12 protein-coding genes are annotated in these 13,123 nt (G+C 37.7%); 2 read left to right on the top strand and 10 right to left on the bottom strand.

From position 1 onward, the window contains the following. Window positions 1–7 precede the first annotated feature (7 nt). The 6 genes from C9J41_RS11150 to C9J41_RS11125 form a co-directional block, all read right to left on the bottom strand. Window positions 8–667, bottom strand: coding sequence for a response regulator transcription factor (locus tag C9J41_RS11150; protein ID WP_005365159.1), 660 nt, complete (start codon window positions 665–667; stop codon window positions 8–10). Further along, complete coding sequence (gene vxrA, locus C9J41_RS11145; protein ID WP_107207165.1) at window positions 642–2,081, bottom strand: sensor histidine kinase VxrA; 1,440 nt, start codon at window positions 2,079–2,081, stop codon at window positions 642–644. The genes C9J41_RS11150 and vxrA overlap by 26 nt, the downstream gene beginning before the upstream one ends. A gap of 353 nt (window positions 2,082–2,434) precedes the next feature. Further along, window positions 2,435–3,811, bottom strand: a complete 1,377-nt coding sequence (gene pntB, locus C9J41_RS11140; protein WP_107294574.1) for a Re/Si-specific NAD(P)(+) transhydrogenase subunit beta — start codon at window positions 3,809–3,811, stop codon at window positions 2,435–2,437. A 10-nt stretch (window positions 3,812–3,821) separates the two neighbouring features. After that, the gene (gene pntA, locus C9J41_RS11135) at window positions 3,822–5,375 is read right to left on the bottom strand and encodes a Re/Si-specific NAD(P)(+) transhydrogenase subunit alpha (protein WP_107294573.1); all 1,554 of its coding nucleotides are present in this window, start codon (window positions 5,373–5,375) and stop codon (window positions 3,822–3,824) included. A 447-nt stretch (window positions 5,376–5,822) separates the two neighbouring features. Beyond that, the gene (locus tag C9J41_RS11130; protein ID WP_107207168.1) at window positions 5,823–6,104 is read right to left on the bottom strand and encodes an HlyU family transcriptional regulator; all 282 of its coding nucleotides are present in this window, start codon (window positions 6,102–6,104) and stop codon (window positions 5,823–5,825) included. 169 nt (window positions 6,105–6,273) lie between these two features. Further along, window positions 6,274–6,465 carry a hypothetical protein gene (locus tag C9J41_RS11125; RefSeq protein WP_107207169.1) on the bottom strand — a complete coding sequence of 64 codons (192 nt, stop codon included), beginning with the start codon at window positions 6,463–6,465 and terminating at the stop codon, window positions 6,274–6,276. 268 nt (window positions 6,466–6,733) lie between these two features. Between C9J41_RS11125 and C9J41_RS11120 the strand changes: the two genes are divergently transcribed. Further along, window positions 6,734–7,681, top strand: coding sequence for a hypothetical protein (locus C9J41_RS11120; protein ID WP_107294572.1), 948 nt, complete (start codon window positions 6,734–6,736; stop codon window positions 7,679–7,681). A gap of 55 nt (window positions 7,682–7,736) precedes the next feature. Here the strand turns inward: C9J41_RS11120 and C9J41_RS11115 are convergent, their stop codons facing one another. Continuing rightward, window positions 7,737–9,497: a bifunctional UDP-sugar hydrolase/5'-nucleotidase gene (locus tag C9J41_RS11115; protein ID WP_107294571.1), complete on the bottom strand. Its 1,761-nt coding sequence runs from the start codon at window positions 9,495–9,497 to the stop codon at window positions 7,737–7,739. Window positions 9,498–9,704: 207 nt separating this feature from the next. Beyond that, on the bottom strand, window positions 9,705–10,100 hold the full coding sequence (locus C9J41_RS11110) for a VOC family protein (RefSeq protein ID WP_107207172.1): 396 nt from the start codon (window positions 10,098–10,100) through the stop codon (window positions 9,705–9,707). A gap of 143 nt (window positions 10,101–10,243) precedes the next feature. On the opposite strand from C9J41_RS11110, the gene C9J41_RS11105 reads away from it, so the two are divergent. Continuing rightward, window positions 10,244–11,902 (top strand): DUF2813 domain-containing protein, encoded by a 1,659-nt coding sequence (locus tag C9J41_RS11105; RefSeq protein ID WP_107207173.1) that lies wholly within the window; start codon window positions 10,244–10,246, stop codon window positions 11,900–11,902. 96 nt (window positions 11,903–11,998) lie between these two features. Here C9J41_RS11105 and C9J41_RS11100 read toward each other — a convergent pair whose 3' ends face one another. Next, on the bottom strand, window positions 11,999–12,301 hold the full coding sequence (locus tag C9J41_RS11100) for a hypothetical protein (protein ID WP_107247210.1): 303 nt from the start codon (window positions 12,299–12,301) through the stop codon (window positions 11,999–12,001). Window positions 12,302–12,532: 231 nt separating this feature from the next. Then, window positions 12,533–13,057, bottom strand: a complete 525-nt coding sequence (locus C9J41_RS11095; RefSeq protein WP_107207175.1) for a DUF3833 domain-containing protein — start codon at window positions 13,055–13,057, stop codon at window positions 12,533–12,535. Window positions 13,058–13,123: the final 66 nt, after the last annotated feature.

Here is a 13,123-nt window from a genome sequence, read left to right as displayed (position 1 = left end):
CCAGTACTTATGGCTTCATACGGTAGCCGACACCACGTAATGTTTCGATATCAATACCTGGTAATTTTTGACGTAATTGCAGAATATGAGTATCAACCGTACGTGTAGTTGGGTAGTGGTTATAACCCCAAACTTGATCAAGTAATTCGTCACGTGTAAATACACGACCTGCATTTTTTGATAAGAATACAAGAAGTTCAAATTCAGTACGCGTTAACGTAATATTTTCATTATCAAAAATGACTTCACGGCTTTCTTGATTGATAATGATATCGCCGACTTTAATGATATTAGCTGCTGCAGTATCTTCATCGTCACCACGAAGATGTACGCGTACTCGTGCAAGTAATTCTTCTTCAGCAAAAGGCTTCGTTAGATAGTCTTTTGCACCAGAATCTAAACCAACAACTTTATCGTTAATCGATACCATTGCAGTTAATAAAATAACAGGAACGTGCTTCTTTTTAAGCCATGAGCCTAAATAATTTAATGAGTCACCTTCAGGCAATTGACGATCTAGAACAACAAGATCGGCCTCTTTCCATAAAGCGTCTACCTTACTAGCGCAATCTGCATATAAACAGTTATAACCAGCTTGCTTTAAGCAATCGAGTAAACCATCAGCAAGGTTGCGGTCATCTTCAACCAGTAGCAGAGTTTGATTCACACGGTATCTCCAATATAAAGGTGGTTGGTGGGCCTATTAATTTCAATTTCCCCCCCATTCTATTAATCATTGATTCTACAATCGTCAAACCTAAACCTAAACCTTGTTCACTAACAAAAGGTTTACGCAGTTTAGACCAATCTTTGGCAGTTAATGGGCCTTGGTCTTGAACCACAATTTTAAGTTTTCCATCATAGTATGAAGTTGTTAATGTAATTGGTGCTACACCATATTTATGAGCATTAGAAAATAAGTTATCTAAACATGTACCAAGCCAATAAATATTTACGTGAACACTTCTATCTTCAGCAAGATGTAAAGTTACATCATACTCTTCAGCAAGATAGCCTAACCATTCATTGACGGATTCAACTTCTTGCGTACTTAATTGTTGTTGGTTAGCTTGTAAGTAATCTTTACTTGCTTCAGCTAACTGTCGTAATCGTCTTGAATCATCAGTCAAACGCCTAAACTCATCATACAGACCTTCTGGTAATTCATCAAAGTGGCGTCTAAATCCTTCAACAGTCATCGCTAAACTTGCTATAGGCGTTCTTAATTCATGCGTCAAAATTTGTAGAACTAACATGCGTTCTTGCATATCTCGGCGACGAATACGGAAACGATAAACTCCCCAACTTACCAGTAATAATGCATTACTTACTAACAAACATACCAGTAAGTAATACGTTAAGTGTGACTTATTCTCTTCACGCCAACATATATTTCCATTCTGAGCTAAACAAAAATCATGACGATTTAAGCGTTTTAAATGCAAACCATGACGGGCTAAGACCTTTAACCATGTTGACTGGTTATAAAGGTTATAGACATTACCATTTCGTACCCATAGTTCACCGTTCGCAATGAAGAAACGAGCACCAGAAATTAATACTTTAATTTCATCGCTATTCATTCGTTGTAAACGACCAAGTAAGGTTGTCGATGACGCTAATGGGTGTTCTTTAATATGCAAAAACTTACTGAGTTCTGACACCTTTCCTGGGTGTTCAGCTAAATAACGATATGCATAACTACCACCGCCGGGATGAATATATCCTGAACGAACAAACCACCCTTTTGGTAACGTTGTTTTATTACAAATAGCTCGAGTAAAAACTACAGGCTGTGTTACCAATGGTGAATAAGGCCACGGGCCCTTACATGTTAACGAGTTTTGATATAGCTGCCTCAGTGCTGAAAGAGGATACTTTTTAGTTTGAGGTAATAAGCTAGAAGGCAACAGTAAAGGTGCTGGATAGGTACTTTGTAGTTTACGAAAGTCGTATGTAGATACAGGTTCACTTTCCAATAAATCTGTTCGAACAGCCGCCAATCTTTCAGGTAATGAAACACCTTCAGCATGGCTAGCAGTAGTAAATAAGAGTGAGAATAAAAGTACATACGTTTTCATTCATATACTTTAACATTATTTCTCACTAAATTGTCAAAGTTATGTCATGTAAAAAAATGCAAACACTAAATATCGGTCAATTCATGCCATAAGGCAAAGGCTTTATACTTAAAAAGGATAAAAATTATTTATATTAGATACTCACCAGAGAAGTGACATGTGAAGCCTTCGTTGCTTCGGCTTCTTTTACTCAATCAAAAGAGTATTAATTTTATGCATGTTGTGTTGACGGATCTCTCTACGTTATTTGCCCGATTCGAGCGAAACATTGCTTTGGCGTTATTTATTAAATAGTGATTAGAAATAAAAATGCCACTCATGTGAGTGGCATTGTTTACTTTACTATTAACGATTTACAGGTGCTCAAGTATTTTCAAACATGAGTCTTTAGCATCGCCGAATAACATATGGCTATTATCTTTAAAGAATAATGGGTTTTGAACCCCAGCATAACCAGTACTCATTGAACGCTTAAACACAACCACTTCTTTGGCATTCCAGACTTCAAGTACAGGCATACCAGCGATTGGACTGTTAGGATCTTCCATCGCGGCAGGGTTAACAGTGTCGTTTGCACCAATAACAAGTACAACATCAGTTTGTGGGAAATCATCATTGATCTCATCCATTTCTAACACGATGTCATAAGGCACTTTTGCTTCAGCTAATAGCACGTTCATGTGTCCAGGTAGACGACCAGCAACAGGGTGAATACCAAATCGAACATCAATGCCTTTTGCACGTAACTTATCTGTGATCTCGTGAACAGGATATTGCGCTTGAGCAACCGCCATGCCGTATCCTGGAGTAATGATAACTGAGCGTGCATCTTTTAGCATTTCAGCCACTTCTTCTGCTGAAGCTTCACGGTGTTCGCCGTATTCTTCATCAGAGCTTGCTGCTGTACCATCCGAACCAAAACCGCCAGCGATAACACTAATAAATGAACGGTTCATCGCCTTACACATAATGTAAGAAAGGATAGCACCAGAAGAGCCTACTAATGCACCTGTTACGATTAGAAGGTCGTTTGCTAACATGAAACCCGCCGCTGCTGCAGCCCAACCAGAATAAGAGTTAAGCATGGATACAACCACTGGCATATCAGCGCCACCAATTGAAGCAACAAGGTGGTAACCAAATACAAACGCAATAAGTGTTACTAAGATTAGCGCCGTTAATGAACCTTCTGACTGTACAAACCAAACTAGCAATAGTGCTGAAACAACAAGCGCTAACAGGTTTAATTTGTGACGGTGAGGAAGCATTAGTGCTGATGATGAAACTAATCCGCGTAACTTAGCAAATGCAACTAACGAACCGGTAAAAGTTACTGCACCGATAAATACGCCAAGGAAAATTTCAACCAAGTGAATGTTTAACATTACACCTGTAAGGTCACCGTGATCTAAGTAAGTATTAAAACCTACTAATACCGCAGCCATACCTACAAAGCTGTGTAACATAGCAACAAGCTCTGGCATCTCTGTCATTTCTACTTTTTTAGCGTAGAAAATACCAATTGCACCACCAATGATCATCGCAAGGATAATCCAAACTGTGCCTTCAGTGTGAGTACCAAAGATAGTAGCAATCAGAGCGATTGCCATACCAGCAATACCAAAGTAATTACCGTTTCGTGCTGTTTCTTGCTTAGACAGTCCCGCTAAAGACATGATAAACAGTACGGCAGCAACAAGGTAAGCTGCTTGTACAATTCCTGCAGACATGTGTTACTCCTTATTTATCTTTACGGAACATTTCTAGCATTCTCTTGGTAACCGTAAAGCCACCAAAGATATTAATACTAGCGATGAGAACAGCAATAAACGCGAGGAAGGATACCACCCCATTTCCCTGACCGATTTGGAGCAAAGCACCAACAATAATGATGCCCGAGATAGCGTTAGTTACTGACATTAAAGGAGTATGTAAAGAGTGGGATACATTCCAAACCACGTAGTATCCAACGACACATGCAAGGACGAATACAGTGAAGTGCGTTAAAAACTCTGCTGGAGCATAATTAGCAATCCAAGCAAATAGCGCAATCCCCGCGCCCATTAAGCCAAATTTCTTAACCGGTGATGTAGGCTCTTCAACTTTAGGTTCAACTTTAGTCGCCGCTTTTGGCTGTTGAGCTGCCGCAGAAACTTTAATTGGTGGCGCAGGCCACGTTAATTCACCCGCTTTAACAACCGTTAGACCGCGTAATACTTCATCATCAAAATTGATATCAATATTGCCGTCTTTTTCTTTGCAAAGCAGTTTAAGTAAGTTAACAAGGTTTGTTCCGTAGAGCTGAGAAGACTGTGTTGGTAAGCGACCAACCATATCTGTATAGCCGATAACTTTTACACCATTTGGTGTCGTAACAACTTTATCTGCTTCAGTGTATGCACAGTTACCGCCATTCGCAGCAGCAAGATCGACAATAACACTGCCTGATTTCATTGAATCTACCATTTCTTTGGTGATCAATTTTGGTGCTGGGCGCCCAGGGATAAGTGCGGTAGTAATGATGATATCGACATCTTTCGCTTGCTCTGCGTATAAACGCTCAGCCGCTTTATTGAATTCATCAGACATTTCTTTAGCGTAGCCATCTCCCGTTGAAGTATCTTCTTTATAATCAACTTCTAGGAATTCAGCGCCCATTGATTCAACTTGTTCTTTAACTTCAGGACGAACATCAAAAGAACGAACAATCGCACCAAGGCTACCAGCAGCACCAATAGCGGCAAGACCTGCAACACCAGCACCAGCAACGAGGACCTTCGCTGGAGGCACTTTACCTGCAGCGGTAATTTGACCAGTAAAGAATCGACCAAACTCATGAGCGGCTTCAACAACAGCACGGTAACCTGCGATATTTGCCATTGAGCTTAAGGCATCAAGCGCCTGTGCACGTGAAATACGCGGTACAGAATCCATCGCCATAATATTAATATTTTTAGACGATAGTTTTTCTAATAATTCAGGATTTTGAGCAGGCCAAATAAAACTAACTAAACTTGCACCCTCTTTGATGAGCTCAAATTCATCTACACCTGTTACAGGATTAACCTGCGGTGCATTGACTTTAAAAATAAGATCCGATTGCCATACTTCATCAGTTGAGACAACCGTTGCCCCTGCCGCTTCATAAGCAGCGTCATCAAAGCTTGCTAAACGTCCAGCTCCTTGTTCAACAACAACACTGAACCCCATTTTCAATATCTGCTCGACCGTTTTAGGTGTTGCAGCTACTCGCGTCTCATGAGCGAGTACCTCTCTCGGTACACCAATCTGCATTATTATTCCCTGTACATTGGCTAAAACATAATCATTTTGTATCCAACCCAGCAAGCAACATCAAGCTTTTTGTAGTAAAAATACAAAAATTCCCATATCTACAAGTCAAAAACCCTAGTGACTGTCATTATGCTACTGAAATTAAACTACATTTATATTTCTAGCATCCATAATAGTACATTTGAAAATAATGACTGAATCACACTTTCTATCTACTTTTGACTCTAAAACGATAATTGTCAGCTATATACTCAATAAACAATATTTAACCTAATCAACTTATTGTTTTAAAAAACAACCAACTTTAAATATGCTTAACTGATAATTTTGTCATATGAATATTCACAATAGGATAATGATATAATGTAAAATTCATTTTTAATGTTTAAAAAGATACTTTTATACCATTACAATTGCAATGAAATTTGTTGAATATTACTACAGCTTTTATTTGAACATTTTATCGCCCATTTGTTTAATAAACATTTCTGCTTTTTTAATCATAAATGTTTCCGCATCATGACGAGAGCTGAGTAAATCTGAACGAATAAAGTGGTGTGTATTTAATTCTCCGTCGATCTCTTTACAAATTCTTCCAGCGATTCTAAATTGCCCTCCTTCTTGCTTCGGCTCAGGATAAATTAAGTAACCATTATAAAGAGTTGGCTCAACTTCCTGAGTGGTAACCTCTGATTTTTTAGAACCAAATAGCTTTGAAAAAAAGCCCATTTTTATACTCCTACGACTAAATCATTTAATAATATTTTTATTTTTAGCAATGAATATTTTACTTTAACTAAAGCCAAATAGTACCCACTATTTTTAGGCGGTTATAGCGGAATTTTAAGCAAAAAAAAGCCGGCAATCATGCCGACTTTAAAAATCTCAATACAAAATGTTATCGATAGATGCCAATATCTTTCTGTAAATGAACTGGGATATCTTCAATACTGTAAGCGACTGACTTTTTTGATCGGTTAAATACAATATCAAATAGGTGTGCAATCAATCCTTTGATCGTTACTTCGTAACTTTTTTTATCCTGAAGATGTAACGTTGTAGCTGCGTCCACATCAAATGTATGTGCCATGATTGCCCCTGAAAAAGGTATTAAATTCAATAAACACGAGTAGTTTATCGTCTGTTTACATAACCTATAAATGACAATATTTCTTTCATAGCATTAGTTTTTCTTATGTGTTAACACTTGATTACTAACGATTATTACCCTAAAGCACAAAAGACTATTAAGAACGATTACATTACTAAATGTTTAGTTTTTTGTTTCAAATAGAATCTTTTTTTGTATTTGAACAAAAACAATGATAACAATAAGTTAACAAAAGGATTTTTAACTTATGCTTTTTTTTCTTAATAAATATTCTGCTATTTTATTGATGTTTGCAGGTATCGTCGGTTTTAGCTTTCCAAGTATTAGTCGTATTGTCTTCCCTGCTTTACCGTATATCTTGTTTTTCCTGATGCTTTTTACTTTATTAGGAATTAAACAAGAGTTACTTATCCGCAAGTTGTTATCTAAAAGTGTTTGGTCTTATGCGCTTTTCCATAGCCTAGGGCTCACTTTATTCGCCGCTTTATTGCTATATATCTTTAACATTTCAACCCCACTATTTATCGCTATAACGGCGGTAACGGCGACAGGTACATTATTTGCGACCCCTGCCATAGCGAAAACCTTAGGCTTTGATGTATTGCATGCGATGGCATTAACGATTGCCTCAACATTAATGATGCCGATCATATTATTTTTTAACCTTACTTTACTTCAAAGTGACACGGTAACTTTGGATTTTATCCAATATATACAACGACTAACGATATTCATTATTGGACCAATGGCTATTTCTGCGCTTTGCTACAAAATGATAAACCCAACACTATTACAGAAAATTCATCACAGAATATCTAAGTTAACCGTTCTGCTAATTTTTGCTTTTCCGCTTGGACTTGTCGCTCCTTTGAGGGAAATGTTTGAACGTTCATTACACGAAGGGATGAGCTATTTACTGCTAGGCTGTTTACTTTGCGGATTATTTTTCGGTATCACTTACTTAACCTATTATAAGAAAAATCAACAAGCCAAAACGCTGTATGCCATTACTGCAACTAATCGTAATGTATTACTTACCTACACCATAGCAAGCAGTTATTTAGGATTTGAATATTTAGCACTGATGGCAGCGATTCAAATTCCGACTTATACATTACCTGTTCTTCTTAAACTCATCGCCAAGACTAAGTTTGAAAACCAAGATTCATTTGTCGATAAAAAGAAAGCCGACTAACGGTAAATTGTTAGTCGGCTTAAGCTTTGTTTCTATCGATGAGTTTACCTAGTATTTAGGCGACATCTTGATTACCAGTACAGGGAATATAAACCGTATTATTATCTACTGGTACATCAAAGTATTTTTTCTGTTTTGCATAAGCTTCAAAAGCATCAGCCATTGTAACGTTAAGCGGCATAGGCTCTTTAACGTAATCTAATAATGGCGCATAGCCTTCTTTACCTGTTGCGGTATAGCCCGATGAAACGGAACTATAAACTTTATCATCTTCAACAGGTATCCACTTACCGTCTTGTAAATGCTCTAATAACTCAATGCGTGTACCTTTCACAGCACAACAGCGATAGGTGTAACGAAGATCTGCTACATAGGGAAAACTTCCATCACCAGTCCCATCTACACCGTTACTAATCGCATTATCAATCGCTCCTTCAAGCGCTTGACGAATACGTTTACCTTTAACGCTATAAATCATAATACCAATAGCAAAAGGTAGTAATTTCCCTGCGATATCTGCTGGTGTAATAATACCTGGATTTAATGAGCACCTAACGCCACCAGCGTTATGAATACCAAAATCGACGTTATGACCTAGCTCACGGGCTTTCCAGACGAAACTTTCAACCACCCAAGGAGCAATTTGACTTGGACCTCGTTGATCAGGAATACGAATATGACGAAGCGGCTCATTAATAACAGCAATTTCTTCAGTTTGCAGTGCACGTACCGCAGGGCGATAGTGCTCATTGAGTATATTTTCAATGATAGGATCTTTCACTACAAAACGAATGTTATCTTGCTGGCTTAAAAAATGACGAACGATTTCATGATCATCACTTTCTAAATGCTCGGTGCGGCTTGCATCTACCGTAAATTGACGACCTAATAATAGTTGATTAGCACCAAACGCCTGCTCAATTGTTCCGTCTTCAGCAAACTCTAATGTTATATGTCCTACCGCCAATGCATTACAACCCGCTTGTACAACACAGGTATTATTAACAGTGTGTGCGTATTGATCAGTTTTACCGTAACCAACGTTGGTGAAATCACCTTGCATGGTGTGAGTATGGCCACCAATAATGACGCCTATTCCATCAACAGCTTGAGCAAGCTCAATATCGTGGTCATAGCCTAGATGGCTTAACACAACAATCTTATTGATACCCTGCTTATGTAGATACTGAACAGTATTACGCGCAACCGTCTCGACATTCATAAAGTGAGTATCGGGATCTGGGTTCGCAATGCCGGCCATATTTTCGATCGCTACACCAAAAATCGCAACAGGCTCACCATGCACATCTTTTACAATATATTTAGCGGTTGCAGTGCTATTGTCATAACCGTAAACATTGGCTTTATCTCGCAGCGGATTAGACTTGGTTTGAACTTCTTGTGACAGATCCCAATTACCAGCCAGTAACGGGAAATGCGTATGATCAAGAAAATCAGCGACACAGTCGTTACCCATATCAAGTTCATGATTTCCCAATGCCATCGCTTCAATACCAATCGCATTTAGTAGTACAGCATTAGCCATACCTTTATATAATGAGAAATATAACGTGCCTTGGAAACAATCACCTGCGTGTAAAAACATGAATTCACGTTGATTCAAATAGGCTTCAGCTTTTAATTCACTTACTGCCGATGAAATACGAGAAAAACCACCACAACTGGCATAAACCAAGGATTCAGTATCTAAAACGTGTTCAGGTAAATTCAGTGATATAGATGATGGTTCAAAATTTGAATGCGTATCATTGATATGAGCAAATGTAATCTTTGCTTTTTTATTATTCTTTGTCATAAAAAATTACGTCTCTCCCTGAAGGACTCATATGAATGAGAGATATGTTTAGTTTAAGTCACCTATTTAGCCTAAACGATTTCACTATAAGACAAAATAACTGTGATAAATATCAATATAGCATGATTCATGATGATCATTTAATGAATAGTAAGACTAATTGCTATTTATCATCTTACTATCCATTAAATCATCTTTGCTAAAATGTTACTGATAACGAGCATGGCGTTGTAAAAACTCAATTTTGTAACCATCCGGATCTTGTACAAAGAAAAACTTCGCTAATAACGTCCCCTCACGGAAAAACTCTTTAATCTCTAAAGGCGCATAACCACAATCCGTTAATTTTGCATGTTCAGCTTCTAAATCATCCACAGCGACAGCAATATGACCATAACCCGTACCATGGGTATACGGTTCTTCCGTTCCCTCATTCCAAGTCAGCTCAAGCTCCATATCATTTTCATTGTTGCGTAAGTAAACCAGACTAAACCCTTCAAAATCTAAACGCTCAGCAATCTCTAAATCTAATGCTTCTTTGTAAAACTTTAATGAAGCGTCAAGATCTAACACACGGATCATTGAGTGAATTATCTTAGCCATCTAACTCTTCCTTCTATTATTATTTGTTTGAAATCATATAACTATTTAAAGCATATCATGCTATGAATATGTGATCAGTTCTTGCGAGTCAACGATTGATTTACTATATCGTATACAGGAATAAACGAGGTTTGTAGAGTTTTATGCATTTAGAAAGAATTGAAATATCCGGTTTCCGTGGTATTAAGCGTTTATCCTTGTCTTTTAAAGAGTTAACCGTCCTAATTGGTGAAAATGCGTGGGGTAAATCCTCTTTGCTCGATGCGCTTTGTTTAGCATTGTCTCCAGATGCTGAGTTTTACGAGTTTAACTTTTCCGATTTCCATATCGATCATGCGTTAGGTAATGAGCGAGCGACAGAAATTCAGATTGTTTTACATTGGAATGAAGATTATAAAGGTGAACATAATGCCCGTCGCTACCGTGGGTTTCAGCCTTTTCTCTCAGAAAAAGACGGTATAAAGCATTTTTATTATCAAATTCACAGCCATATTGAAAACGATAAGATCATTACTAATAGACAATTTTTACATTCAACTGGTCATGGCATTTCACATCCTGATACGGATAAGTTGATTCGACAGCTAATGGTGCTTCACCCTATTGTTCGTATTCGTGATTCGAGACGTCTTCACGAAGAACGTCATGACGGTAATAATGAGCAGCCATTAACGCAAACGCCGCAAGAGCTTCGCGTACAAAAACGTTTAGATAATACCTGTCGACGGTTAATGACACAGCCCGGTCACGTCAGTACAGCAGAAATTAAAAGTAGTATTACTACGTTACGATCGTTAGTTGATCACTACTTTGCCTTTGCGCCCCACCAGCGTAGTAAAGCATTATCGCCACACTACTCTTCATTACAACAAACCAATACACATGGTTTATATGCAAATCCGTTTGATCAATTGATTCAGCCCCACATGACAAAGCAAGCGCGTTTATTGTTAATGGGGTTATTGAATGAATATATTCGTGCAAGGGGTCCTGTCGAGTTAAAACGCATTTCACGACCTATTATGATCTTAGAAGATCCAGAAGGTCGTTTGCATCCGATCATGCTCCATCAAGCATGGGCGTTTATTCAAAATATGCCGATGCAAAAGATCTTAACGACCAACAGCCCTGAGCTTTTAACTTCTGCGCCGTTAACCGCGATCAAGAAGTTGATACGTCAGCCATATAAAACGGAAGTATATGGTGTAGATAATGGGGAGTTGAGTAAAGATGATACCCGAAAAGTCACTTTTCACGTACGCATGCATCGCCCGAGTGCTTTCTTTGCAAGAGTATGGCTGTTAGTTGAAGGGGAAACGGAAGTATGGTTATTTAATGAAATGGCACACCTAAATGGTTATAACCTTGCCGCAGAAGGGATTCAAATTATTGAGTTTGCGCAAAGTGGATTAAAGCCATTGATCAAGTTGGCAAAGATACTCGGTATTGAATGGCATTTAGTGGCTGATGGTGATCTAGCGGGTAAGAAATATGCAGAGAAAGTCCGTAATATGCTTGGCGATGATCCCGAGCGTGAACGCTTGACAGTATTGCCAGCAAAAGACATTGAACATTTCTTATATAAAAATGGCTATGAACCTTTGTTTCGTGACTTAGCGAATATCACTGATACTAAAATACCAATGCGTAAGATCATTCATAAGGTACTAAGAAAAACAGCGAAACCCGATATGGCATTGGCAATCGTTAAATATACTCGCGATGAGAAAGATAACCGCACACCTCTGCTTATCCGTTGGGTATTAAAACGTATCGTTGCAATGTCGCGTGGTTTTGGGTGATAACCAGCATCGAGTTTAGTTAAATCAAAGCCTGTTTAGATGTAGGCTTCTAATCTTTTGATTAAAGATGTGCTAGAAGAGAACGATCTCTCGTATTTAATGGTTACCGTTTTCTTCTTTCTTTTTCTTTATCACATTTTGATATCGAATTTCAGCAAATATCCATCCAAAGTAATTTACTATTAAGCCCATGACAGACCAAAACAGTGCGTATTTTGCTGTATTCGGTAAAAACACATCCCATTTAGATTGATTAGAAAAAAGTAACGTTTGTAAAAACAAACCAATTATTAAGAAAAAAACATAAATTGCTGTTTGAGAAAGAACATAATGCAACTGCCCTTTTTCACGCCGTATGCTCCAACGTTTGAACCATTTTTCATTCCATTTTTTAAGCATTATTATTTTCCTAAATCCGTTATTTGATTATGTCTTTTAAATTACTATTTATAATTCATGATTTATAAACTCATTGACTAAAAATTAGAAACAAAGCGCACTATAATAGTAACCGTATAACATAGTATCTTTATGACGTGATAATTCGATCAAAAAAGCCAGTCAATCAAACTGGCTTATTATTGCGTAATAAATAGATAGAGAAAATATGGTATTACATATTTAAATTAATCATCTTTTTTGGAAAAACAACGTTACTTTACCTACTTCAAAGCCAAATTTGGTCATGGTTGCAACATTGAACATGTGCTTTTCATCTTGGCGATACATCCAGTCATTAAATGTAATATTATAAACTGTATCATCTACGGGAATCGCTAAGGTATATTGCCATTGCAATGCATTACCGACCTCAACTCCTTGTGCTTCACCAATAACATCACCTGCCGTTCCGGTATATCGTCCATCTGCTTGTTTTTTTATCGTCCAAATACGCTGTTGGGTTTCACCATCATCAAATACAAAGTCTTCGACAAGGGTTAATGTATCCTTTTTTACTGTACCTACTATATCAACCGTAAATCGGCGTGTTTGTTTACCTTTATAATCTTGCAGCATTCCCCATGCCGTTGTTTTACCAGCAAAGTAACCAAATAAATCAAACTTGGGTTGTGAAGATTTATAATCAGAAATAGACGCTGTACACCCTGTTAAAAGCAACATTAATGCTAATAATATTGAGGTTATTTTTTTCATGTCATGACCTTATTCCATAGTCTCACTTTGAATGATTAACATGCAGAGTAAGAGTATTTGATGCTC

This window comes from Photobacterium sp. GB-50 (assembly GCF_003026755.1).
Taxonomy (GTDB): Bacteria; Pseudomonadota; Gammaproteobacteria; order Enterobacterales; family Vibrionaceae; genus Photobacterium.
The sequence above is the reverse complement of the archived record's forward strand: the minus strand, read 5'-3'. Positions and strand labels throughout refer to the sequence as shown.